Annotated in this window: 23 protein-coding genes and 2 pseudogenes; 15 read left to right on the top strand and 10 right to left on the bottom strand. The window is 64.5% G+C overall.

Annotation, left to right across the window (positions count from 1 at the left end):
• Window positions 1-22: 22 nt before the first annotated feature.
• Complete coding sequence (locus TV39_RS04440; RefSeq protein WP_043478865.1) at window positions 23-1,684, bottom strand: RecQ family ATP-dependent DNA helicase; 1,662 nt, start codon at window positions 1,682-1,684, stop codon at window positions 23-25.
• Window positions 1,685-2,027: 343 nt separating this feature from the next.
• Between TV39_RS04440 and TV39_RS04445 the strand changes: the two genes are divergently transcribed.
• Window positions 2,028-2,408 (top strand): VOC family protein, encoded by a 381-nt coding sequence (locus tag TV39_RS04445; RefSeq protein ID WP_043478868.1) that lies wholly within the window; start codon window positions 2,028-2,030, stop codon window positions 2,406-2,408.
• Between the two features lie 29 nt (window positions 2,409-2,437).
• Here the strand turns inward: TV39_RS04445 and TV39_RS04450 are convergent, their stop codons facing one another.
• Both TV39_RS04450 and TV39_RS04455 read right to left on the bottom strand, forming a co-directional pair.
• Window positions 2,438-3,697: an MFS transporter gene (locus TV39_RS04450; RefSeq protein WP_043478871.1), complete on the bottom strand. Its 1,260-nt coding sequence runs from the start codon at window positions 3,695-3,697 to the stop codon at window positions 2,438-2,440.
• Window positions 3,694-4,155 (bottom strand): MarR family winged helix-turn-helix transcriptional regulator, encoded by a 462-nt coding sequence (locus TV39_RS04455; protein WP_043478874.1) that lies wholly within the window; start codon window positions 4,153-4,155, stop codon window positions 3,694-3,696. The genes TV39_RS04450 and TV39_RS04455 overlap by 4 nt, the downstream gene beginning before the upstream one ends.
• A gap of 391 nt (window positions 4,156-4,546) precedes the next feature.
• Between TV39_RS04455 and TV39_RS04460 the strand changes: the two genes are divergently transcribed.
• Both TV39_RS04460 and TV39_RS04465 read left to right on the top strand, forming a co-directional pair.
• Window positions 4,547-5,938 (top strand): GmrSD restriction endonuclease domain-containing protein, encoded by a 1,392-nt coding sequence (locus tag TV39_RS04460; protein WP_043478877.1) that lies wholly within the window; start codon window positions 4,547-4,549, stop codon window positions 5,936-5,938.
• A gap of 44 nt (window positions 5,939-5,982) precedes the next feature.
• Window positions 5,983-6,672: an excalibur calcium-binding domain-containing protein gene (locus TV39_RS04465; protein WP_043478880.1), complete on the top strand. Its 690-nt coding sequence runs from the start codon at window positions 5,983-5,985 to the stop codon at window positions 6,670-6,672.
• Between the two features lie 126 nt (window positions 6,673-6,798).
• Here the strand turns inward: TV39_RS04465 and TV39_RS04470 are convergent, their stop codons facing one another.
• Entirely contained in the window at window positions 6,799-7,692 is an 894-nt protein-coding gene (locus TV39_RS04470) for a potassium channel family protein (protein ID WP_043478883.1), read from the bottom strand.
• A 56-nt stretch (window positions 7,693-7,748) separates the two neighbouring features.
• Here TV39_RS04470 and TV39_RS04475 point away from each other — a divergent pair, with 56 nt between their 5' ends.
• Window positions 7,749-8,279, top strand: coding sequence for a GNAT family N-acetyltransferase (locus TV39_RS04475; protein ID WP_043478886.1), 531 nt, complete (start codon window positions 7,749-7,751; stop codon window positions 8,277-8,279).
• 26 nt (window positions 8,280-8,305) lie between these two features.
• On the opposite strand, the gene TV39_RS04480 is transcribed toward TV39_RS04475, so the two are convergent.
• Window positions 8,306-9,982 (bottom strand): FAD-binding dehydrogenase, encoded by a 1,677-nt coding sequence (locus tag TV39_RS04480; RefSeq protein WP_043478889.1) that lies wholly within the window; start codon window positions 9,980-9,982, stop codon window positions 8,306-8,308.
• 124 nt (window positions 9,983-10,106) lie between these two features.
• On the opposite strand from TV39_RS04480, the pseudogene TV39_RS04485 reads away from it, so the two are divergent.
• From TV39_RS04485 to TV39_RS04495, 4 genes and pseudogenes are all read left to right on the top strand, one after another.
• Window positions 10,107-10,787: pseudogene (locus TV39_RS04485) on the top strand (MFS transporter); the annotation flags it as partial.
• 1 nt (window position 10,788) lies between these two features.
• Window positions 10,789-10,932, top strand: a complete 144-nt coding sequence (locus TV39_RS22315) for an MFS transporter small subunit (protein WP_200890945.1) — start codon at window positions 10,789-10,791, stop codon at window positions 10,930-10,932.
• A gap of 49 nt (window positions 10,933-10,981) precedes the next feature.
• The gene (locus TV39_RS04490) at window positions 10,982-11,680 is read left to right on the top strand and encodes a hypothetical protein (RefSeq protein ID WP_043478892.1); all 699 of its coding nucleotides are present in this window, start codon (window positions 10,982-10,984) and stop codon (window positions 11,678-11,680) included.
• A 102-nt stretch (window positions 11,681-11,782) separates the two neighbouring features.
• Window positions 11,783-12,406: a hypothetical protein gene (locus tag TV39_RS04495; protein WP_200890946.1), complete on the top strand. Its 624-nt coding sequence runs from the start codon at window positions 11,783-11,785 to the stop codon at window positions 12,404-12,406.
• A 270-nt stretch (window positions 12,407-12,676) separates the two neighbouring features.
• Here the strand turns inward: TV39_RS04495 and TV39_RS04500 are convergent, their stop codons facing one another.
• Window positions 12,677-13,510 (bottom strand): hypothetical protein, encoded by an 834-nt coding sequence (locus TV39_RS04500; protein WP_144406309.1) that lies wholly within the window; start codon window positions 13,508-13,510, stop codon window positions 12,677-12,679.
• Between the two features lie 167 nt (window positions 13,511-13,677).
• Here TV39_RS04500 and TV39_RS04505 point away from each other — a divergent pair, with 167 nt between their 5' ends.
• The gene (locus TV39_RS04505; RefSeq protein ID WP_235347268.1) at window positions 13,678-14,448 is read left to right on the top strand and encodes an alpha/beta fold hydrolase; all 771 of its coding nucleotides are present in this window, start codon (window positions 13,678-13,680) and stop codon (window positions 14,446-14,448) included.
• A 100-nt stretch (window positions 14,449-14,548) separates the two neighbouring features.
• On the opposite strand, the gene TV39_RS04510 is transcribed toward TV39_RS04505, so the two are convergent.
• Window positions 14,549-14,887, bottom strand: a complete 339-nt coding sequence (locus tag TV39_RS04510) for a hypothetical protein (protein WP_043478898.1) — start codon at window positions 14,885-14,887, stop codon at window positions 14,549-14,551.
• Between the two features lie 209 nt (window positions 14,888-15,096).
• Between TV39_RS04510 and TV39_RS04515 the strand changes: the two genes are divergently transcribed.
• The 5 genes and pseudogenes from TV39_RS04515 (at window position 15,097) to TV39_RS04535 (ending at window position 20,866) form a co-directional block, all read left to right on the top strand.
• Entirely contained in the window at window positions 15,097-16,533 is a 1,437-nt protein-coding gene (locus TV39_RS04515) for a GH32 C-terminal domain-containing protein (RefSeq protein WP_043478900.1), read from the top strand.
• Between the two features lie 46 nt (window positions 16,534-16,579).
• Window positions 16,580-17,917 (top strand): ABC transporter substrate-binding protein, encoded by a 1,338-nt coding sequence (locus tag TV39_RS04520; protein ID WP_043478903.1) that lies wholly within the window; start codon window positions 16,580-16,582, stop codon window positions 17,915-17,917.
• 48 nt (window positions 17,918-17,965) lie between these two features.
• A pseudogene (locus tag TV39_RS04525) lies at window positions 17,966-18,846 on the top strand (carbohydrate ABC transporter permease).
• Window positions 18,843-19,748 (top strand): carbohydrate ABC transporter permease, encoded by a 906-nt coding sequence (locus tag TV39_RS04530; RefSeq protein WP_043478905.1) that lies wholly within the window; start codon window positions 18,843-18,845, stop codon window positions 19,746-19,748. Before TV39_RS04525 ends, TV39_RS04530 begins: the two are co-directional and overlap by 4 nt.
• A gap of 38 nt (window positions 19,749-19,786) precedes the next feature.
• Window positions 19,787-20,866 carry a LacI family DNA-binding transcriptional regulator gene (locus TV39_RS04535; protein ID WP_144406310.1) on the top strand — a complete coding sequence of 360 codons (1,080 nt, stop codon included), beginning with the start codon at window positions 19,787-19,789 and terminating at the stop codon, window positions 20,864-20,866.
• A 20-nt stretch (window positions 20,867-20,886) separates the two neighbouring features.
• Here the strand turns inward: TV39_RS04535 and TV39_RS04540 are convergent, their stop codons facing one another.
• The 3 genes from TV39_RS04540 to TV39_RS04550 all read right to left on the bottom strand — a co-directional run bounded on the left by TV39_RS04540 (window position 20,887) and on the right by TV39_RS04550 (window position 22,891).
• Complete coding sequence (locus TV39_RS04540; RefSeq protein WP_043478908.1) at window positions 20,887-21,558, bottom strand: hypothetical protein; 672 nt, start codon at window positions 21,556-21,558, stop codon at window positions 20,887-20,889.
• Between the two features lie 44 nt (window positions 21,559-21,602).
• The gene (locus TV39_RS04545; protein WP_052500482.1) at window positions 21,603-22,310 is read right to left on the bottom strand and encodes a DUF998 domain-containing protein; all 708 of its coding nucleotides are present in this window, start codon (window positions 22,308-22,310) and stop codon (window positions 21,603-21,605) included.
• Window positions 22,311-22,627: 317 nt separating this feature from the next.
• Window positions 22,628-22,891: a hypothetical protein gene (locus TV39_RS04550; RefSeq protein ID WP_043478915.1), complete on the bottom strand. Its 264-nt coding sequence runs from the start codon at window positions 22,889-22,891 to the stop codon at window positions 22,628-22,630.
• A 205-nt stretch (window positions 22,892-23,096) separates the two neighbouring features.
• On the opposite strand from TV39_RS04550, the gene ehuB reads away from it, so the two are divergent.
• A complete protein-coding gene (ehuB, locus tag TV39_RS04555) occupies window positions 23,097-23,990 on the top strand; it encodes an ectoine/hydroxyectoine ABC transporter substrate-binding protein EhuB (protein WP_043478918.1) in 894 nt (297 codons plus the stop codon).
• Window positions 23,991-23,999: the final 9 nt, after the last annotated feature.

Below are 23,999 nucleotides of genomic sequence, written 5' to 3' on the forward strand. Positions count from 1 at the left end.
ACCGAATGCGGCCACCAACCGGTCACGTCGCGAGTGTCAGCAGCTTCCCGTCCGTCACGGCCTGGCGGGACAGCGTTTTGTAGCCCGCCTGTTCGAACAGCACGGTGATGGTGTCCTCCTCGTGCCGCATCACCAGGCCCGGCCCCCATTCCTTGTGCCGGACGGCGGCCTGGAGCGGGAAAGGGTCACCCCCCGCGGCGGCCGCTGCGGCGTCGTCGTAATCTTCTTCGTAGGCGGAACCGTCGGTGCAGGTATCGCAGTTGCCGCAGGGCTCGGGGAGGTCCTCGCCGAAGTAGCCCAGCAGGAACTGGCGCCGGCAGGCGTCCGTCTCGGCGTAGCCGCGCATCATCTCGATGCGGGAGCGGTCCACGCGCTGGCGTGCTTCGGCATGTTCGACGGCGCGTTCCACCACCCTGGGCAGCTTGGCGCCCGCTTCCAGCCGGATGCCGCGCTTGCCGGTGCGGACGGCGCGGGTTTCCTGGAGCTGGTTCAGCAGTCCGGTGAGCTTGCGCGGCGAGAAACCGGTCTGCTCGGCGAGGGCCTTCTGCTTCACCGGTCCGCCGGCGGCGCGCAGTGCCTGGAGGACGGCCAGGAGCGACTCCTCGTCCGGGGTGTGGGTGCCGAAAAACGTGCGCAGGCCCAGGTCCTCGGAGCGGTAGTGCAGGAAGGCGGAGGCGGGCTGGCCGTCGCGCCCGCAGCGGCCGATCTCCTGGTAGTAGCTGTCCAGCGAATCGGGGATGTCCGCGTGGATGACGAAACGGACGTTGGGTTTGTCGATGCCCATGCCGAAGGCGGTGGTGGCCACCACGACGTCGAGCTCGTCGTCGAGGAACTGCTGGTGGACGCGGTCCCGCTCACTCTGCTTCCGGCCGGCGTGGTACGCCTCGGCGCGCAGGCCCAGGGCGGTGAGCCCGGCGGCGTACGCCTCGGTGTCCTTGCGGGTGGCGGCGTACAGAAGGCCGGGGCCCTTCAGCTCGGCCACCTGCCGGGTCACGGCGCGGCGCTTGTCCTTGTCCTTGTGGTGGCGGATGACTTCCAGCCGGATGTTGGGCCGGTCGAAGCCGTGCACCAGGACCAGCGGGTCCGCCATGTGCAGGCGCTGCTGGATTTCCTCGCGTACCGGGGGAGAGGCGGTGGCGGTGAGGCCGACGACGGGCGGGTTGCCCAGCTGCGCGCGGACTTCGCCAAGGCGCAGGTAGTCGGGGCGGAAGTCGTGGCCCCAGGAGGAGACGCAGTGGGCTTCGTCCACCACCAACAGCGGGACGTCCAGGGCCGCGAGCCGTTCCACGGTCTCGGCCTTGGCGAGCTGTTCCGGGGCGAGGAAGACAAACACGGCGTCGCCGCTCTCCGCGGCTTCCCAGGCGGCGTTGTTTTCGGAATCGCTGTGGCCGGAGTTGATGGCGACGGCGGCCTGCCCGCCGAGGGTTTCCAGCAGGCCGTCCAGCTGGTCCTCCTGCAGGGCGATCAGCGGGGAAACCACGACGGCGGGACCGCGGCTTGCGCTGTTTCGGTGCAGTTGGAGCGCGGCCACCTGATAGATGGCGGACTTGCCGTAGCCGGTGGGCATCACGGCGAGGACGTCCCGGCCGGCGATGAGGGCGCGCATTCCGGCGAGCTGGCCGGCGCGGAGAGGGGGGAGTCCGAAGGTGCCGGCCGCGAGCTGGCGGATGCCGGCGTCGGGCACTGGCTCGTTCCCTGGGCGGTTATGCGGTGTTTGGTCAACAGTCACGGTGTGCTCCCGGACGACGGTGCAGTGGCCGGGTGTCTTCAGCCGTGCCTCCAGCCTAGCGTTCCGGACGCCGGTCCGGGCGGGGTAGCAACACCCTATTTCGCCGGCGCTGAATCGTGTCCATAATGGCCATATAAGCTTCGGGAATCCGCTCCGTTGGCGGTTGATGCAACGGTTCAGGGTTCCGGGTGGCCGCCCAGGGAGTCGGCGCGGAGGGCGATCACATGGACTGGCGAGGGGTGGCCGGGCCGTTACCGGGGGAGATATCGCCATTGAGGATGCGGCAAGGAGAAGTGTCATGCTCAAAGATCTGGAAGTCATGGCTGTACTGCCTGCGAAGGACATCAACCGGGCCAGGGATTTCTACCGGGACAAGCTGGGACTCGAACCCTCCCGTACCCTGGACGATCAGAACCTGATCTACAGCTGCGGCAACGGGACCTCGTTCCTGCTCTACCAGACGGACAACGCCGGCAGCGCCAAGAATACGCAGATGGGCTGGGGCTCCACTGACGTGGAGCGGGATGTGGAGGAGCTCCGCGGCCGCGGCGTCGTTTTTGAGGAGTACGACTTCCCGGGCCTGAAGACCGAGAACGGCATCGCCACCCTGGACGTGGGCAAGGCCGCCTGGTTCCTGGACAGCGAGGGCAACATCCTCAACATTTCCTCGCTCCCGTGAGGCCTGCGCCCGCCTAGAACGGCGCGGGTTCAGACGGCGGGTTCGCGCCTGCCGCGGAAGGCAATGCTGAGGCTCTGGCGGAAAGTCAGCCGGCTCCGCCGGCTGACAACCACCACGGCGGCCAGGCCTGCCAGCAGCACCACGATGCCGCCGGCGGCTACGGACCAGCGGGCGCCGAATTCGCTGCCGATCCATCCCATCAGTGGCGCACCGAGGGCGGTGCCGCCCTGCAGGATGGCCAGGTAGAGGGCCAGGACGCGTCCGCGGAACTGCGGCTCCACGCTGAGCTGGATGCTGGTGTTGCAGCTGTTGAGGAATGTGATGGACGCCAGGCCCACGGGGATGAGGACGGCGGCGTAGAGCCAGAACGTCGGCGACACACTGCCCAGGAGGGTGAACACTCCCAGGCCCAGGGCACCGCCGAGCATGAACCGCAGCCGCGGCCCGGACCTGCGGGCTGCCAGCAGGGCCCCGGCCAGGGTGCCGATGGCCATGATGGAGCCCAGGAGGCCGAACTCGCCCGGCCCGACGTGGAATTCAGTGGTGGCCATGAGCGCGTTGGTGACGGGGAAGTTCATGCCAAAAGCACCAAGGATCCCCACCAGGAACATGATCAGCACCAGGTCGGGGCGGCGGCGGACGTAGTTGATGCCCTCGGCCACCTGGTGCTTGCCGCGGCTTGCGGTGACGGCCGGCACCAGCTCGGAGGTGCGGATCCGGAACAGGGAGAACAGGACGGCGGCAAAGCTGGCGGCGTTGAGCAGGAACACGGGGCCGGTGCCCACCCAGGCGATGAGCACGCCGGCGATCGCCGGGCCGGTGAGCCTTGCGGTGTTGAAGGAGGCGGAGTTCAGGGCCACGGCGTTGGCGATGTTGTCCTGGCCCACCAGTTCCGAGACGAAGGCCTGGCGTGCCGGCGCGTCGATGGCGCTGGCGATGCCCAGGCAGAAGGCGGCAACGTAGGCGTGCCAGAGCTGGGCCGTGCCGGTGACCACCAGGAGTCCGATGGCCAGGCCGGTGAGGCCCATGGCCAGCTGGGTCCAGAGCAGGATGACGCGTTTGCGGTAGCGGTCGGCCAGGACGCCGCCGTAGGGGCCGAACAGCAGCATGGGCAGGAACTGCAGGCCGGTGGTGATGCCCACTGCGGCCCCTGAGTGGTTGGTGAGGACCGTCAGCACCAGCCAGTCCTGCGCCACCCGCTGCATCCAGGTCCCGATGTTGGAGACCAGTGCGCCGCCGGCCCAGATCCGGTAGTTGCGGTTTTCCAGGGCGCGGAACATGGCACTCATTTGCCGCTCATTTCCTGCATGATGCGGGCGGCGCGGCTGAGGACGGTGCGGTCCTCCTCGCTGAGTCCGGCCACGCGCTGGGCAAGCCACGCGGTCCGCTGGTTCCGCGCTGCTTCCAGGACGGTGCGCCCGGCGCCGGTGATGTCCACGTGGACCTGGCGGCCGTCGTCGGGATGGGCGCTCCGGGTGACGAAGCCCTGCTCCGCGAGGGCATTGACGATCCGGGTCATGGAGGGTGCCTGCACGTGCTCGCGTTGGGCGAGCGCCCGGAGGGTGGCGGGGCCGCTGCCGTTGAGTTGGGCGAGGACGGTGTATTGGCCGGGGGTGATGGCCTCGCCGGTGGCCTCGACGCGGAGCCGTCGCGACGTGCGCATCACGGCTGTGCGGAGGTCTATGGCCAGGGTGTCCGTGGCGGCGGGGTCGGCTGTGGGCTGGTTCGTGGTTGGGGCGGGGGTCATGCGGGCGGGTGCGCCTCCTGGCCGTAGGGAAGGAATCCGGGGCTATCCGAATCCTTAGCATTGCTAATTAGCTCTGCTAACCATTATGCTCCCGTTCCCCGCTCCTTGTCCACGAAGGACGGCAGGCGAGGGGGTTGTTGGCGATCGTCCGGAACTGTACGAAGGCGGCAGCGGGACGCACCAATAGCAATTGTTAAGCCGGGAACCTTGAAATGGTCGGTCTCGATCAAGAACAGATCAAGACTGGCCCAGTATTCGCCCAAGATTCGTCAACCCGAACCATTTATCCATTTCCGGGAAATAACCTCATGAAGACGATTTTGCACGGGTTAAGCAGATGCCCTGCGACATTGCGGGCCCGGTCTTCGGGCCTTTATTAATGGGGAAAAGAATGTCGAACTATGTGACCCTTCTGGGGTCAGCACCTACCGGGGAGGGGCCGAGGCCGCCACGCAAGCCACGCGCTTCCACGTACATCGTCGGGGCCATCACGGCGCTCTTTATGCTTCTCGGCGCCCTAAGCGGCGGCTTGGGTGGCGCGTTGGTTTTCCTGGCCATTACGGCGGGACTCACCGGCCTCTATGTCCTGGCGACCGGTCGCCGTTCCTGGGCGTGGCTCCCGGCTAAGCGAAAGGCGGGGGCAATCGCCCTTGCCGTCTCCTTTGCCCTGCTTATCGGCGGTGCCGTCGCAATGCCGCGGACTTCTTCCTGGAACGTTGAGGCGGCCTCATCGGAGAGCACCGCGTCTCAGGCCTCCGCTGCGGCGAGCGCTCCTGCCAAGGCGACACCGACGCCGTCGTCCGCTCCAACCGTCCAGGAGACGGGCGAACCGCTGGATCCTGACAGCCCTTACGTCCTGGCGCAGGGCGTCAGCGCAACGGCTCCGAAGTCCCAGCCCGCCTTTGCCACCAAGGCGGCGGACCTGCTGGCCACCCTTCCGATCAAGGGCCGCGCACCGAAGACGGGGTATGACCGCGCCCTGTTCGGGCAGGCGTGGGCGGACGTTGACCGGAACGGCTGCGACACCCGGAACGACATCCTCAGGCGCGACCTGACGGGCATCACCTACACGAACAGCGTCCCGTGCAAGGTGCAGTCCGGAATGCTGGCGGATCCCTACACGGGCACCAGCATCAGCTTCCTGCGGGGGAGTGCGACCAGCAGCAAGGTCCAGATAGACCATGTTGTGGCCCTCAGCGATGCCTGGCAGAAGGGCGCGCAGCAGCTGACCACGGAACAGCGGACGGCCTTCGCCAATGATCCGCTGAACCTGCAGGCCACCGACGGTCCCACCAACATCAAAAAGGGCGACGGCGACGCCGCCACCTGGCTGCCGCCGAACAAGGGCTTCCGGTGCGAATACGTCGCCCGGCAGATTTCCGTGAAGGCAACGTACAGCCTGTGGGTCACCCAGGCGGAGCACGACGCGATGGTACGGATCCTGGCCGACTGCTCGGGCCAGCTGGCGCCGACGAATGAGCAGGCGCCCGCCGCTGCGGCGCCTGAGCCGGCTCCGGCACCCGCCGTTGCTGAGCCTGCGCCTTTTGTGGCAGTCCCTGCCCCGGCAGCGCCCGCCCCCGCTGTGGTTGCGCCGGCTCCCGCTCCTGTTGCTCCGGCTCCTGTCGTCCAGGCTCCCGCTCCCGTTGCGCCCGCCCCTGCTGCCGCGTACTACGCCAACTGTGCGGCGGCGAAAGCCGCAGGTGCCGCTCCCATCTACGCGGGGCAGGCAGGTTACCGGGCTGCCCTGGACCGCGACTCCGACGGCATCGCCTGCGAAGGCTAGCCAAACCCAATCACTCCACAGTTCCAAACTTTCCTAGGGGAAAAATGAAGAAGACACTGGCACTTGTTGTGCTTACCGGCCTCATGCTGACCGGATGCGGCGGCAAACAGGCGGCATCCTCTGCAACCGCTGTTGCAGAGGTTGCAGACGCTGTCACGGTTCCCAGCGTGATGGGCCTGACCCTGGATAAGGCCACGGATCAGCTGGAAAACCTTGGGCTCAAGGTCAAGGCGGACGACACCGTCGACGGCAAAATGATCATGTCCAAGAAGAACTGGCAGGTGACGTCCCAGGACCCCACGGAGGGCGCGAAGGTGGCGAAGGACTCCACCGTGCACCTCGGCGTCAAGAACCTTGAGAAGGAGGCGGCGGAAAAGGCCGCCGCGGACAAGGCAGCTGCAGAGAAGGCTGCGGCAGTAAAGGCGGCTTCGGACAAGGCCGCTGCGGACAAAGCAGCGGCAGATAAGGCGTCAGCGGACAAGGCTGCAGCAGCTGCGGCTGCCGCGAAGTTGGCGGCCGAGCAAGCTGCGGCTCAAAAGGCAGCGCCGCAGGTGCCGGTAGCTCCCGCGGCGCCCGTAGCTCCCCCTGCCCCGGCAGTCCAGGCGCCGGCCACCGCCTACTACGCCAGCTGCGCCGACGCGAAGGCCGCAGGGGCCGCGCCGATCTACTCAGGACAGCCGGGCTACCGTGCCGGTCTTGACCGCGATAACGACGGCACCGCCTGCGACAAATAGTCGCCGCTTCCCGCGGCAGCTGTTCTGCCGTGGATGCCTTCCTTCGCTGGAGGGTGTCTACAGCAGACGGCTTTAAGGACAAAGGTTCTCTGATTGCCCAGACCCGCGGCGGCAGTAGCAGGGAGGCTAGTTTGCGTCCGGTCTTCCGCGCCGCACGTGTCTGTGGTGCAGCTCGTAGCTGTCGAATACATCGGCGGCCGTGGTTCCTGCATGGCCGAATTTGCCGCGAAGGACGTCCGCGAGCCCATCCAGTGCCGCGTGGAGCATGCGCCCGGCGAACTGGAGTTCAGGGCTCTCGCTGCGTTGGGCCTGGGATGCCAGCTCCTGGGCGTACGCCACCGTTGCGGGCAAGGAGCCGCGCTGCTCGATTTCACGGAAGTAGTAAGTCTCATGGAATGCGAGCAGGTCTATGCTCACCGATGCCACGTTTCCGGCAATTGACTCCAACAGCCCGGCAGCGTGACTGGGGTCCAGCGCCAGGACACCTGCCGGGCCCGCAGCCTCCCCGAACAGGGTCAGCTGGTGGGCAAGGGCGCGGCGGCGGTTCAGGGCCGGGAACGTCTGCAGGATCCAGGTGACCGTAGCTGTCAGCAACCCGAAACCGGTGACCGCCTGGAGGGCAACAACCAGCCTGAGTACCGGGTGGGCTGCCACGATGTCGCCGAACCCCACGGTGGAAAGAGTGACGAGGGAGATGTAGAGGGCTTCGGCAAAGTCGGCCCGCAGCGGAACCCCGGCTCCGTAGATAAAACCGTCCGTCAGATGGGGCAGGTAGAGCAGGGCCCAGCCGATGGCCGCCAGACCTGCCCACGCGCCAATGACGGCGGCCATCGCCAAGGGTGCAGCGATGAAGGAGCCCCGGCCCCGCAATTTTCTGGACACAAGCCAGAACCCGCGCATGATCGCCCGGCCCAGGGGACCGGAACCGTGCGGGTACAGGAGCGTGCGGAAGACGTCAACGAGCATCAGCAGAACCAGCCCCGCGCCCAAAACCGTCCAGAGCGTGTCCTCGAAGTCCATGCCTCATCTTAGAGGCGGCACGTATCGCGGAGCAGCCACACGATAGGGTCGTCTGCATGTTTGAACTTGTTGTCCCGGACGCGTCCTTCTACCCGTCGTTTGCCGAGTCCCACCGCGAGTGGGGCGGCGCCCATCAGGACGGTGCCGGGCTGTTGCCGGACGACGACGTCACCACCGCGGAGGGGTTCGCTGCCTGGGTCCGAAGGCTGGCGGGTGCTGAACGGGTCGCCGAATCGGGCGGCATTGTTCCCTGCACCTATCGCTGGATCACGGAGGGCCCGCGGTACGTGGGAGCGATTGCCTTCCGCCACTACCTCACTCCGGCCCTCCTGAACTCAGGCGGCCACATCGGATACGGCGTCCGGCCGTCCTATCGCGGGCGAGGGGCGGCGTCGTGGGCTCTCCATGAAGTGTGTGCCCGTGTGGCTGCTCAGGGAGGGCCTGACCGCGTGCTTCTGACCTGCGATGACACCAATGCAGCGTCAGCCAGGACCATCGAGCGTTGCGGAGGCCTGCTGGAGGATGTGAGGATGGGCGGGAACGGACGGAATTTCCGGCGCTACTGGATTGATGTGGCGCGCATTTAAGCCAGACGGGCGTGGTGCGTTTCCAGCTAAAGCACCCGCGCCAGGGAACGCCCCACGGTCCTGCCGGTGAAGAGGCAGCCGCCCAGGAACGTGCCTTCCAGTGCGTTGTAGCCATGGGCCCCGCCGCCGCCGAACCCCGCTGCCTCACCCGCAGCGTAGAGGCCGGGGATGCGCTCGCCGTCGTGCGACAAAGCCTGGCCGCTGAGGTCCGTCTGGATGCCGCCCAGGGTCTTGCGGGTCACAACATGGAGCCGCACGGCAATCAACGGGCCGGCTGCCGGGTCCAGGATCCGGTGCGGTTTGACCGTGCGGAACAGCCGGTCGCCCAGGAAGCGGCGGCTGTTGTGGATGCCCAGGATCTGCGTGTCCTTGGAGTAGGGGTTGCGGATCTCGGCGTCCCGTTCCTCGATCTGCCGGCGCAGCCCGGAGTAGTCCAGCAGCGGCTCCGAAGTGAGGCCGTTCATGCCGCGGACCAGATCCGCCAGGTTGTCCGCCACCACAAAGTCCTCGCCGTGCTCCTTGAACGCTTCGATGGGCCCTGCGGCGCCTCTGCCCAGACGGGACCGGAGCAACAGCTTCAGGTCCCGGTTGGTGATGTCCGGGTTCTGCTCGGAGCCGGAGAGGGCGAACTCCTTTTCGATGATCCGCTGGTTCAGGATGAACCAGGAATGGCTGTACTGCTGGATGTCCGGGGTGGCCCGCAGCAGCCGCAGGGTTCCCAGGGTGTCGTAGCCGGGCAGCCCGGGGGAGGGAAGCCGCCGGCCCAGCGCGTCGAACCACAGCGACGACGGCCCCGGCAGGATCCGGATGGCATGGTCCGGCCAGACGGGGTTCCAGTTCTGGATGCCCTCGGTGTAGTGCCACATGCGGTCGCGGTTCACCAGCCGGACGCCCGCGTGGTCGGCGATGTCCAGCATCCGGCCGTCCACGTGCCGGGGCACCCCGGTAATCATCTTCGCGGGCGGCGTCCCCAGCCGCTGCGGCCACCACCGGCGCACCAGCCCGTGGTCGCCGCCGATCCCGCCGCTCGCAATCACCACCGCCTGCGCGCGTAGCTCGAACTCCCCAATAGCGTCCCGGTTCGAGGCAACGCCGCGCGGCGAAGCGTCCGGTGCCAGCACGGTGCCGCGCACCCCGGTGACCGTGCCGCCGTCGAACGTTAACCCGTCCACCCGGTGCCGGAAGTGGAACGTGACGCTGCCCGCGGAAGCGGCCGCCCGGGCCTTGTCTGCGAACGGTTCGGAGACGCCGGTGCCCGTTCCCCACGGGACGTGGAAGCGGGGGACCGAGTTGCCGTGGCCGCCGGCCCTGCCGTCGCCGCGTTCGGCCCAGCCCACCAGCGGCGTGAACTTGATGCCGTGCTCCTGCAGCCAGGAGCGTTTGTCCCCGGCCGCGAACTCGACGTACGCGCGGCCCCACTGCTGCGCCCACTCGTCCTCCGGAAGTGGGCCGTCCAGCCGGTCCCACTGGGCCGAGCCCTGCCAGTCTTGCCAGGCCAGCTCGAAGGAATCCTTCACGCCCAGGCGCCGCTGCATCGGGGTGTCCACCAGGAACAGCCCGCCGAGGGACCAGAAGGCCTGGCCGCCCAGGTTGGCTGCGTTCTCCTGGTCCAGGATCGCCACGCGCTTGCCGGCCCGGACCAGCTCGTCGCTGGCCACCAGCCCGGCCAGCCCGCCGCCGATGATGATGACGTCCGCGTCCATCAGAAAACCGCCCCGGTTGAAGGTAAGTGAGAGTTCAGCATCAACCTACCGGACCGTTCGTCGTAAAGTCCCTACCGCTTGGCGCGCCAATAGTACGTTTGCTGATGATTTGGGCACATGATTGCTGGAGGCCAAGAATGCGATCAAGACCCGGCAGTTCTGGCTGGTGTGGGTGGCGCTGTTCTGCAACGTCACTGCGGGAATCGGCATCCTGGAACAGGCGGCGCCCATGATCCAGGACTTCTTCCGAAAGTCCGACGGCGTGTCCCTGGTCAGTGCCGGCGTCGCCGCCGGTTTTGTGGGGCTGCTATCGATCGGCAACATGGCCGGGCGCTTCGCTTGGTCCGCCACCTCAGACGTCACCGGCCGTAAGCGCATCTACATGGTGTACCTGGGCGTGGGAGCGGTGCTCTACACGGTGCTGGCACTGGCCGGCTCCAGCACCACTGTCCTGTACGTGGCGCTGGCGTTCTTCATCATTTCGTTCTACGGCGGCGGTTTCGCCACGGCACCGGCCTACCTGCGGGACCTCTTCGGCACTTTCCAGGTGGGCGCCATCCACGGCCGGCTGCTGACCGCCTGGTCCGCCGCCGGGGTGGCCGGGCCGCTGATTGTCAACGCGTTCCTGGATGCGCAGGGCAAGCCCGGACAGCTGAACGCGGCGTCCTACCAGCCGGCCCTGCTGACCATGGTGGCCCTGCTGGTGGTCGGCTTCGCCGCCAACCTGCTGGTCAAACCCGTGGACGAACGGTTCCACGAACCCCGCTCCGACCGCCGTCGGCCCGAACCTGCTTTGGAGGCCTGAGATGAACACACAAAACACCGGCGGCGCACAGGCGCCCGTCAAAGCGGTCACCGGCATGCTTGTCCTGGCCTGGGCGCTGGTGGGGATACCTCTGCTCTACGGAGTTTTTGTCACGCTGACCGGCGTCGCGGCGCTGTTCGGGTGAGGGGTTAGGGGGGCCGCAGGGCGGGGAACGACGTCAAGGGGGGAACGTTGTGGGCAGTGGATCACAGCCGAATGGAAGGGCCCTGCCGCGCTGGGCCCGAACCGCCGTCGTCGTCTACCTCTCGGTGACGTTCGCCGTTGTGGTGGCTGCGCTGCTGAGCGGAGTCCTTGTACTGGGCCTGGATCCCGGGTTCAAGGAGGGGCTGCTGCTGGTCCTGGTGGTCCTGACCCTGCCCGTTTCGCTTGCGTATTTCGTGATCGGCACTTTTGGCTCCGGCGGCGGACTGGGCCTGGCTACGGTCCTCTACTATCTCGGATACCTCCTCCTTGCGGCGGTCAACGCGGGGGTCTTCCGGTGGATTGTCCTCAGCGCCCGGAGGCGCACACCGGTCCCCGCTGCCGGCACGCCCGGCCCCTCGCGTCAGTACCCGACGGCGAAATTGCGCGGGATAACCCCGGACGTCACAAAGCTCTGGTGGGCCGTTCCGCTGGCAGTTCTGCTGAGCCTTCCGCAGTGGATGGTGGCGAGTTTTGCCTGGTGCGGCGTCAGCGGGTGCAGCGGCGGTGGTTTCGGGGTGGCCACCGGGAGCGAGTGGATCGCGGTCATCCTGAGCGCGGCCAACGGCCTCATCCTGGCAGTGGCCGTGTTCGGAGTGCGCTGGCTGTATCCCACAGGGAAGCGTGCCCTCATTGCCCTGGCGGCCGGGACGCTGTTCGGTCTGCTGGGCGCCGCAGTCACCCACGGGTAGCTGCCGGCCTCGGCTGAACCGCTGCCGGCCTCGGCTGAACCGCTGCCGGCCTCGGCTGAACCGCTGCCGGCCTCGGCTCATCTCACGCTCGATAGGTGAACCATGTCCACAGTCCATACCGGCCTGTGGGGCAGCAACATCATAATGACCATGCTGCTGGGCATCATGGCGGCAACCGGCCTCAGCATCCTGCTGACATCGGTGTTCCCGAAGGCGGACATGCTGGCATTCGGCTGGCGCTATGCCTTCGGTGCTGGTGCGCTGCTGGCGATCTTCGCGCTCTACCTGCGCAGCCAGGCCGTTGAATCAGGATTCTTCGAGGAAGCCAAGGAACACCACGGCACGGCCCGGACCGTCACCAAGCGCCAGCTGACCATCATTGCCGTCCGGATCCTGATGCTGTCCCTGCTGACCAACGTCCTGTACTACACGTGGGTAAGCTTCGCTTCGTCCTTCGCCATCTCGGGCAAGGGCATGGACCCCAACGCGGCGTACATCGCCACCTTCGCCGCAGTCCCCGGCGGCACCGCGCCATACCTCCACACGTGGCTGAGCTCCGTGCAGCTCGGCTGGGTCTTCTCGCTCTACATCGTGGTCCTGGCCATCGCCACCCTGGTGACCATCCGGTTCATCCCGGAAACGGCCGGCATCGAAATGAATGAGATCCCGCTGCCCGGCGAGGAAGCTGCGGCAGGCGAGCCGGTCCGGGCGGACATGTGGAGCTGAGAATCCGTGATGTCAGAATTTGGCACCGTTTCAGACCCAGATGAAGGGTCCAGCGTCTTTGCGCTGGACCCTTCATCTGCAAATGCTTGTTGCACTACAGCGGATCGGTGTCTCCGGTCTTTTTCCGCATAAAAAGGTCGCTCTGATCGGCCTCGGCTATTGAGTCGCGGATTGCATTTTTCACTGCGCGATATATAACGCCATAAAGGCAGTACAGAAATATTGCAGTGAAAATTATAACCAAGAACGTCAGTAGGGTTTGATCCACTATTAAAGTGCTCCATATATTGGTTGTGATGACTTCCTCAGCACGTCGCCTTGGTTTGAGTAACCAACGCTAAGTGCGCCGAAACCTGCCGAGACAGACACTACACTGCCGCCACGGTTGGCCTCATAAGCGAAGGCGATACCAACTTGAGCCGGGCCGCCAACTGTGCAATTCGCCGCGTTCAGAGTCGACGTTACGTACCCATTATCTGTCAAATTCGCGAATCCAGAGGTTCCATCGTGGATGTTCCAGATTGGCGCCTTTGATGAAACACCTGCATCTCTGAGGGTGGCGCGGTTGGTGACGGAACCATCCCACATGCCGGTGTTGGCCGCCAGATTTCCGTGCCTGACGCAGTCGGGGTAGCTGAACTGAAGTGACGCGATGTCTTCCGGAGCCGCTTGGCCCACGAAGTCGTCCCTCCAGTCCCACTGGCCATAGACCTTCAGTTGGCGACTGCCTTGCGCCAGCGGCACGTAGGTGACGTAGACATCGAAGGCATCTGAAGGAAAGGCGGCCAGAGTCAACCCCGAGTGCTTGCCGTTCAGGACCGCTTGCGCGTGCTCCGGGGTCACTTCTCCTTCGCCGTTGATGGATACGCGCGTCCCCTGTCCCGTGAGCCTCTTCGAGAGACGATCAAGCCCCACAATATCCCGAGGTTTCTTTGCTACATACTGGTCGAGTTGTGCCTCGATTTCAGCGTTAGAAAGCGTCCTTTTTTCGGCTGCACTAGCGGGTTGGGCTGCAATTCCCGCAAGAAGAGCGGTGCATGCGACAATAGCGAACTTTTTACTTAGTTTCCCCAAATTTTCCCCCATATAGAAATACTTGAACACTACAAGGCTAAACGCTATATGTGGCAGGGTGCAAGCTGAATCGACCATTGGAATTCAAGGATTGTTAGTCGCAGATAGAATGCGGATAAAGAAAAATCAATGATCCTATCCGGAAGTGTTGCAAAATTGCCAGTCAAAGCTAGCTGACCCACTCGGCGTTCTTCCGTTTGGACCAACGCGGTTGCGGCAATAGCACTCCCATCGTTCAAGACGACCTGGACCATCTCTCGGAGAACACGACCCAAGCCTTGATCGAAGACATCGAAGACATCGAGGCCGTAAGGCAGCATCTGGGCATACAGAAGTGGATCGTCACCGGCGGATCTTGGGGCAGCACACTTGCACTCGCCTATGCGTTGCAGCATCCCAGCAGGGTCCTCGGTATTGCACTGGTCGCAGTAACGACAAGTAGCCGTGAAGAGATCCAGTGGATCACAGAAGATGTTGGACACATCTTTCCCGAAGCGTGGGCTGACTTTGCAGAGGCGGCCGGCGCGGAACCAAAAGAACGCGTGATCCATGCCTACGCGCGCCGGCTTGCAGGCCAGGATCGCGAAGACGCCCGCCGTGCTGCCCTGTCCTGGGATCGGTGGGAATCCACGCACATTTCGCTGGACCCAAGCTGGCTTCCTGGCCCGATGTTTGAAGACGAGCAAGAACGCATGACGTTCCCACTCCTCGTGACGCACTACTGGGCCAACGACGGTTTCCTCGTCGAAGGACAAGAGATCATTCCTCGAATTCACGAACTCAACGGCATCCCCGCTTACCTCATCCATGGCCAGCGGGATGTCAGCGGACCTGTCGTCACCGCATGGCGTCTGCACCGGGGCTGGGATTCAAGCCGGCTCATCGTCATTGAGGACGAAGGTCACGGAGGTACGTCCTCCATGGCTGCTCTCACACGGGCGGTCCAGGACATCGCTGCGTTGCTCTAAGGTCCTCTCGTTCTGGGTTCCCAGCTAGCCACCGGCGGTAGTCGGCGGCCAAGGCGTCGTTGCGGAGGAGGCCGCGTTCCAGGAGGGAAATTTTGGAGGGCTATTGGCCGAGCTCTCGTGCGACCCTAGCAATCGTGCAGCCGAGCGTGATGCGCGTTTGGCGTAGATCTGAGTTGTCTGGAGCCGCTTGCGGGTTGGTGATCTGGCGGTAGATTTCCCGCGCTGCGTAGTGTTTGAGGCAGCTCATGATGTCCCGTTTGCTCTTGCCCTCTGCGGTGCGTTTGGTCACGTAGTCCTTGGTCCGTTGGCATGAGCCCATGCGGACGTTCGTGTGGCGCGAGCCGTCTGAGGAGCGGCCCACCGAGACACCGACGTTCGTCGCCGCGTCCCAGGAGATGTCGAGTTCGAGCTCGTAGGCCCGCTCGCTCCACGGCAGCACGGGGCTGCCGTGGACGTGCCTACGCAGGACGATAGTGTGATTCGCGGGCCATGGTCAAGCGTTTGATCAAACTGACTTTCGCTGCTATCCCGGAACGCTACGGGTCACCGGGAGGAAAAATATATATTTGCTAAAACGCTTGATCAACACGACTAATGACGCTAGGTTCATGGTGATCAAACGCTTTAGCAGAATGGACATCAGCGCAGATGAAACGCTCAGTCTTCTTCCAGCCCACCGATGGATGGGTTGGTGACCTCATCCCCTTCGAGAAGGACGGGGAGTTCTGGCTCTTCTACCTCCACGAAGTACGCTCGGACCCGAAACCCGGCACGTCATGGAACCTCGTCACCACCAAGGACCTCACACAGTTCGAGTACCACGGCGTTGCCCTGCAACACGGCACTGAGGACGATCTCGACTTCAACGCCTACACGGGCAGCGTCGTGGTCGATGAAACCGGCACCCACCACCTGTTCTACACAGGGCAGAACCCGCGCAACCTGGGAGCGGACGGGGCGCCCCTCCAGCTGGTCATGCACGCCACGAGCACCGACGGAATGCAGTCCTGGACCAAGCATCCCGAACTCACTTTCGGCGCCCCCGACGGCTTCGAGTCCGGGGACTGGCGGGATCCCTTCGTATTCCGGGATGAGAGCACAGGCCGGTGGCGGATGCTGCTGGCGGCCCGGCACTCCGCCGGACCGGAACGGCGCCGCGGCGTCATCGCCCAGTGCGTCTCCACCGACCTGATGGCCTGGGAGTACGCGGAACCGTTCTGGGATCCGCGCCGCTATATCACGCATGAATGCCCGGACGTCTTCTCATGGGGCGGCTGGTGGTACATGGTCTACTCCGAGTTTTCCGAATCGTTTACCACCCGGTACCGCATGGCCACGAGCCCCGACGGGCCGTGGACCGTCCCGGACCGGGACAGCATCGACGGCCGGGCGTTCTACGCCTCAAAGACTGCCGAACGGGACGGGCGCCGCTTCTTCTTCGGCTGGATCGCCAGCAAGGAAGGAAATTCCGACGACGGCGCCTGGCAGTGGGCGGGCACCATGTCCGTGCTGGAAGCCCGCCAGAACCCGGACGGAACGCTCGCGTTCGGCTTCGCCGACGAACTCGTGGACAGCTTCTGGGACGACGTCCCCGTTTCATTGACGAGCGGGCTGCCCACGCGACTGGACGCGCCGGACGGGTACACCGCCGTCGTATCCGACGAGGAACTGCCCGGCCAGTTCTATGCCAAGGCTGTGCTGGACATCGCCCCCGGCACCACAGAGTGCGGGCTGCTGCTGCGCTCCAGCCAGGACGGGGACCACTCCTACATCCTGCGACTGGAACCGAAACGCGGCCGGCTCGTCTTCGACCGCTGGCCGCGGGCCATCACCGGAGACGCCCAATGGCACGTTTCCGGGGACGTCCCGTTCGACGTCGAACTGGAGCGCCCCTGTGATCTCAGCCCCGGCCAACACACGCTGGAGGTCATCGTCGACGGCGACCTGTGCGTCGCCGTCGTCGACCGGCAGGTGGCGCTCAGCACCCGGATCTACGACCTGCCTGCGGGGCGGATCGGCTTTTTCGCCGGCGAAGGATCCGCCACCGTCACTGAACTTGAGATACGTACGCGCACCGAAAACTGAATAGCCCCACCCCAACCCACTGACCCAATCAAGGGAGATTGCCGCAATGAAGAAACTATTCCGTGCTGCCGCCGTCGCAGCCGCCGCAGCCCTGGCGTTGTCAGCCTGCGGCGGCGTAGGAGCCGCCAGCGACCCGGCCAACGTCAGCCCCACCGGCGAGATCAAACCCCGCGAAATTTCGTGGCTGCTGTCACGTCCGGCCGACGGGGCAGTCATCAACATCATGAAGAAGCTCGCCGACGACTACGCCAAGGACCACCCGGGCTTCGCACTGAACCTCATCACCACCCCGGACCGCCCCTCCTACATCCAGAAGCTGGAGACCCTGGCAGCGGCCAACAAGCTGCCTGAACTCTTCGACACGGACGCCACGCCCTTCGCCCAGCAGCTGGCAAAGCAGGGCAAAATGGTGGACGCCGAGAAGCTCCTGAAGTCACTGGACGTCTACGATGACTACCGGCCCGGGGCCCTGGACTACCAGCGTTTTGACGACGGCTCCTTGTACATGATCCCGTTCCAGTTCGAGCTGGAATTCATCTGGTACAACAAGGCGCTGCTGGAAAAGGCGGGCGTTACGGTGCCGAAGTCCCTCGATGACCTCCCGGCAATGTGCACGGCGCTGCGCAGTGCGGGGATCACGCCGATCGCCATCGACGGCCAGGACCAGTGGCCGCTGGAACGCTATGTGGCCTATCAGCCGTTCAGGGCAGCCGGTCCGGAGTTCGTCCAGAAGCTGAAGAAGGGCGAGGCGACGTTCACCGATCCCGCCGGGCAGAAGACCGTTAAGTGGATGGCCGAGCTGGGCAAGGCCAAGTGCTTCCAGGACGGCTTCTCCGCCCAGGGCTACTCCGACGCGCAGAACCAGTTCACGTCCGGGCAGGCGGCGATGTACAACATCGGCACGTGGGAGCTGCCCAGCCTGGCTACCGACAAACTGAACTCCGAGGTCCGGGACGACATCGACTTCTTCACCCTGCCAACGACGGACGGTTCGGTGACGTCGGCCAACGAGTTCGTCTCCCCGTCAGGCATCGGAATGGCCGTCAACTCCAAGACCTACGATCCGCTGGTGAGCGACTTCCTGAAGTTTGCCCTGGCGAAATACCCCGCCGAGTACGCGGCCACGGGCGCCCTCTCACCCACCACCACTGTGCAGACCACGGTCCCGGCCAACGCCACCCCGCTGTACAAGAAGGCGCTGGAAACGGCCGACACCCTCGGGGCAAAGCAGGCCATGCCGTGGGACACCCAGCTGGACCCCACCACCAACGGCAGGCTCCAGCAGGAACTCGTGCTCCTGGTGCAGGGCAACATCACGCCTGAGCAATTCACCAGCACGATGGACAACACCATCAAGCAGAACGCCCCCAAGTTCTTCAAGTAAACCGCAGCGGCGGGGGACCGGAAGGTCCCCCGCCCGAAAGGCCCAGCCATGCTTCCCAACAGGTCAAGGACCTCAGTCCTGGTTTTCCTGCTTCCACCATTGCTGCTCTACTGCGCAGCCGTACTCTTTCCGATTCTTCAGTCGTTGTTCCTCAGCTTCTTCTCCTGGAACGGCATCAGCGACATGGAGTTCGTCGGACTGGATAACTACGTCCGGATGCTCACCGCCGATGACATCTTCTGGCGCTCGTTCTTCAACGCCCTCCTCTACCTGGCCATCTGCCTGGTCCTGCAGCTTGGCGGCGCGTTGGTCGTAGCCAGCCTGCTCACGTCCCTGCGGCGGGGACGGGAGCTCATCAAGACCCTGTACCTGCTGCCCGCCGTGATCTCCACGGTGGCGATCGCGTTCCTCTTCGTCCGCATCTACTCCATCGACCCGGTGGGGCTGCTCAACCAGCTGCTGCATTGGATCGGGCTCGGCACCTTCGAGCGCGCCTGGCTGTCCGACGTCAACACGGTGCTTGCCGCGGTCTCCGCTCCCGAGGCTGGCGGTTCACCGGGCTGTACATGCTCATCATCTACGCCGCGCTGATCGCCGTGCCCAAGGAGCTGGAAGAAGCTGCCGTTCTGGACGGTGCCTCAAAGTGGACGCTCTTCACGAAGATCCGCTTCCCGTACATCCGTCCGGTGTGGATCACCACCACCATCATGGCCACCACCTACGGCCTGCGCGGCTTCGACATCCCCTACCTCATGACCAACGGCGGCCCCGGCCAGTCCTCTGAACTGCTCACCACGTACATGTACAAGACGGCATTCACCAGTACGGACTTCGGGTACGCCAGCACCATCTCCGTGTTCATCGTGATCGAGTGCCTGGTCGCCGTCGGCCTCATCCTGTTCATGCTCAAGCGGAGGGCAGACTCATGATCACCCAAACAGCCCCGGCTACTCCACCCGCCGCCGTCGTGCCCCCCAAGCCCGCCATCACAAGGCGACGCCGCAAGCCCAGCCTGTACCGGACCCTGTCGCGGGTGCTGATCATGCTGATCGTGATCGTCCAGGTCTACCCGCTCGCGTGGCTGTTCCTGACCAGCCTGCGCACCGAGCACGACTTCGCCACCGGTGACCCGTTCGCCCTGCCGAGCTCGCTGACGTGGGAGAACTACGCGCGGGCGTTCGAAACGGGCGACCTCGGCAGGTACATCCTGAACAGCTTCATCGTCACCATGGGTGCCAACATCCTGATTGTCCTGTTCGGCATGATGGCCGCCTACGCCATCCAGGTCCTTGGGTTCCGCCTGAGCAGGTTTGTCCGCGGGCTGTTCCTGATCGGAATCATCGTTCCCGTCCAGATCGCCCTGGTGCCGCTGTTCATCGACTACTCAACCGTGAACCTGCTGGACACCTACCAGTCGATGATCATTCCCCTGGCCGGCTTCGCGCTGCCCATGTCCATCTACCTGTTCTCATCGTTCTTCGAATACATCCCCCGCGAAACCTACGAAGCCGCCTCCCTTGACGGCGCCGGCCCCTACCGGATCTTCGGACTGATAACGCTGCCGCTGTCGCTGAACACAGTGGTCACCGTGGTGCTGGTCAACAGCATCTTCATCTGGAACGACTTCATCTTCGCCAACACGTTCGTTCTCTCCGAGGACCTGAAAACAATCCCCCTGGGCCTGCAGAACTACATCGGCGCCATGGGCAAGGTGGACTGGACTGCCACCTTCGCTGCTGTGTGCGTCACCATCACGCCCCTGCTCCTGGTCTTCCTGGTCCTGAACAAGGCCATGATCCAAGGCTTGGAAAGCGGGGCGACGAAGGGATGACGGCCATGGCTGATGGATATACTCCTGATGGAGGACAGATGATTTCGCAGGAGAAAGACTCAGGCAACGCGGCCACCCCCGACGTTCCTGTGAGGAAAAGCCGTGCCCAGCCGGTGACTCTCCGCGAAGTTGCTGAAGCGGCCGGTGTGTCCACTGCCACGGTGTCGCTGGTGATCAACAAGAAGAAGAACGCCCGCATTGCGGAGCAGACGCGTCAGCGCGTCAAGGATGCGATCCGGCAGCTCGGGTACCGCCCCAACGCTATGGCGAAGACGCTTGTCAGCGGCACCTCACGGTTTATCGGGCTCGTCGCAGACGGCGTAGCGACCACCCCGTTCGCGGGTCAGATCATCCATGGGGCGCAGGACGAAGCGTGGAAACACGGCTACGCGCTGCTGATCGCCAACACCGAGGGAAACCGCGATCTGGAAACGGATGCGATCGCCATGATGCTGGAGTACAAGGTGCGCGGCATCCTGTACTCAACATGGTTCCACCGTCCCACTGTCGTCCCGGAAACACTTCGCGAGGCGGACTTCGTCCTGGTCAACTGCTTCTCTCCGGAGCCCGGCGCTGCCCGTGCTGTTGTACCCGACGAAGAGCAAGGTGGTAAGTCCGCGACGGAAATCCTGCTCCGCGGCGGTCACCGGCGCATCGCCTTTATCAACGCCACCACTCCCGCGCCCGCCAGGGACGGACGGCTCCAGGGCTACAAGGATGCGCTGGAGGCTGCCGGAATTCCATTCGACCCGGAGCTGGTGCTGGAAGCTTATCCGGATCAGGAAGGCGGCTACGGCGCCACCGAAGAGTTGCTCAAGCGCAACGTCGCCGCTGTGTTCTGCTACAACGACCGGATGGCCATGGGACTGTACGACGGCCTGCGGGAAAACGGGCTCTCCATTCCGGATGACATGGCCGTGGTGGGCTTTGACAACCAGGAAGTTATCGCGGCCCACCTTCGGCCACCGCTGTCCACGGTGTCCCTGCCCCACTACGAACTCGGGGCGGCAGGAGTGCGCATGCTGCTGGGCCTCGACGAGGCCTCCAACGACTCCGCGGTGAAGATCATGTGCCCCGCCGTTGAACGGGCATCCGTGGCGGTGCACTCACCGGCGTAGGTTGCCGCGGTCCGCCCACGCTACGTTTGACCCGCGGACAGGACTTCCTTGATCCGGGTCAAGTAGGGCCTCATTTGGGTTTCCCACCATTTGTCGGGGTCCTCTGCAAGCACTTCGTTTGCAGGGAGTTCAATAACGGTTCCAAGAGTGAGAGTGCATCCGGTTGAGGTCGGTTCAAGGCGATAGGTCGAGCGACTATTCATCTCGTCCGGCGATACGGGCCTCGTTGTTGCCCACCATGGGCTTTCTTCACCGATGACCTCGATGATGGAAACCGAACCGTTGCGGCGGATGAAGCATTGCTGTTCCCCGACGCCAACAGGTGTCCCCGGCACGGTGAAGGCCCTTTGTACGTCAGTGAGCAACACGGCGCTCTCTGCCGGCCGGATCAGCGACCAAACAGTGTGGGCGTCGTGTTCGTAGGATTCCGAGATGTGCGCGCTGAAGGTCCTGGTGGGTCCGGCCGCGGCCGCGGTCTCCGCGTTTGGGGCGGAATGCACCGCCCGCTTGTATCGGCGGTTGACCACGGCGGATGCGATGACGAGTGTCGCCGAGACGGCGGCGAGGGTCAACATGATGCCGAGACCTACCGCCGGCTTGCCGTTGCGGCTGATCACTGAGGCAAGCACAACGATGGCCAGGTAGCCGCCAGCGTAGATGATGCTGTGGAGGACCTTGATGAGTGTGATCACCTGGTCATTATGAACTGCGTCCGCCGTCGGCGGTGAGAGGCCCGCTACTGCGCGGCGGGGGCCGGCCCCGAACCCGCCGGAGCTGCCATGACTGCCGGCAGCCGCCTCCACAGCGCGACCGCGAGGACAGCCACCCAGAGCAGGAATGCCCCGATGCTGATTCTTTCGCCGATGCCCAGCACGAGGTTGGGCCCCGGAGCCGCCGCGAATGCAATCATGCCCATGACCGCGGAGGCCGCGAGTGAGACGATCGAATACGCGCGCATCCGGCCGTGGAACCCTGCAGCCACGAAACACATTGCCGCGACCATAAGGGCGAGCTGAATGTTGGTGACGAGGATATGCATGGGAACGGAAGCATCGTCCTCCAGCGTCAGCGGGTAGAGGGCGCCCATGATGTTCCACAGCCCGTACCCGATGAGCAGGCCGCCGCCGATGCGCAGGGCGCGGTTGCCGCGCACGGAGTTCCAGACGCCCACCCCGAACGCAGTGAACAGCACCGTATAGAGCCATGTGAAGGGCAGCAGGACGTCCCGGCCGGGGGAGCCGACGGCGAACAGCTCGCTCACCATCTGTTCGGTGCGGCGGTACCCGTCCCACATGGACGCAGCCACGCCATCTGTGGCAATCACGTAGAGCAGCGAAGACAGCGCTCCTGCCGCGAGCAAGGCCTTTCGGGCGGATTCATGGCGCTGAGTTCCGTGCGTCGCGGCCCGCCTGCGCAACGGGAGCCGGCGCTTATCGAGTGACATGTCCGGATGTCCTCAGAGCTCGCGGTCTGGCAAAAGCTCGGTGCAGGGCCCGCGGGCGTTCGTCCCAGCGCCTCCGTCTTTAAGCTTTGGCCCGGTTGCCGCAGGTTTGATAGGGCCGAACGGCCTTGGCCTGCAGGTGCTTGGGGGACGCCTTGAAGTACGGCGTCTACGAACCATTGATACGGACGCTGGCTGTGTTCGGGTGATGGCGGGACACTGGCTAGGGCTTGGAGGAGCCACCCCCGTGATCAGGGAGATGTGGCTTTTCGTGGGCTGAGACAGGTTCATTCCCACGGCGGTCCGGCATTTTTACTGAATCAGATGCTGTCCAGAGCGAATCCCTTGGGCGGATATTCGTGCGTCGGCCTTTGGGCTCGCTGGAGATGCGGGACCCGCTTCCAGGTTGCAGGGCTCCCTCCCGCGGAGGGCATGACGCTTCCCTCTGACAGGAAGTGGGCGTCTGTTTCATCATTGAGCGGCGTCCACCATCCGCTTGCCGGGCAATGCTCGCCCGTCCGCGAAAACAGAAGCCGGTCGCCCTGGATGAGGGCGGTGTTATGCAACTGCATGCGCTTCTTCATGCTCACTCCTTTGTGCGGCGCTGTCTGAAGTGGTGCCCGCCAAAGCGGGACCTCCCTACCGGAAGCCGAAGTGAATCCCCGGAAAGCAGGATTTTACATTCGGATTGTTGACAATAGTACACCTGACTCCTAGGTTTTATGTAACACACATCACACGATGTGATCATCCTGAGTAGCCCCGGCAGGTCCGGGCGAAGGAGTACATATGACGGGCAACATTTCACGTAGGAACGTCCTGCGAGGCGCTGGAGTCGCCGTTCTTGGCGCCACCGTAGCCGGCTGGGCCTCAGGCTGTTCCAGCGTCGCCGTTGGCGGCCCCGCATCCGGTGCCGCCAGCAATCTGCTGGAGACAGCAAAGTCCCAGGGCTTCCTCCGGGTGGGCATTGCCAACGAACCGCCCTACACGCAGGTCAGTGCTGACGGGAAGGTGACTGGTTGCGAACCCGACGTGCTTCGAGCCGTCTGCAAACGGCTCGGCATCGACGAGGTCCAGGGCATCATCACCCCGTATGAATCCATGATTCCCGGCCTCAACGCCAACCGCTGGGATGTCATTGCGGCGGGCCTTTTCATGAAGGAATCCCGCTGCGGGCAGGTTCTGTACTCGGAGCCGGTCATCGTTTCCACAGAGTCCTACGCCACGCCCAAGGGAAACCCGAAAGGCATAATGTCCGTGGCCGACATCCTGGCCGACAAGTCGCTGCGGATCGCGGTGCTGCCGGGCGGTTTCGAAGAAGGCGTCCTGAAATCGGCCAATGTGCCGGCCTCGCAGCAGATCAAGATCAATGATGGCCGCAGCGGCCTCGAGGCACTCAAGGCCAACCGGGCGGACGCCTTCATGCTTCCCACCCTCTCGCTACAGGCGCTGGCGAAAGACGATGCGAGCTTTGACATTAGCGAGCCCCTGAAGGACGCACCGCGCACGGGTTCCGGTGCGGCGTTCCGTAAGTCAGACACTGCCTTCCACGAGGCCTACAACAAGGAACTTGCGGCCTTCAAGAAAACGCCTGAGTTCGCCGAAATCCTCAAAAAATGGGGTTTTGATCCTTCTGTGGTGGAGGGCGTAACCGCCGCGGAGCTATGCAAGACCGCGGGCTGATCTTGCCGG

The organism is Arthrobacter sp. SPG23 (genome assembly GCF_000876655.1).
Taxonomy (GTDB): Bacteria; Actinomycetota; Actinomycetes; order Actinomycetales; family Micrococcaceae; genus Arthrobacter.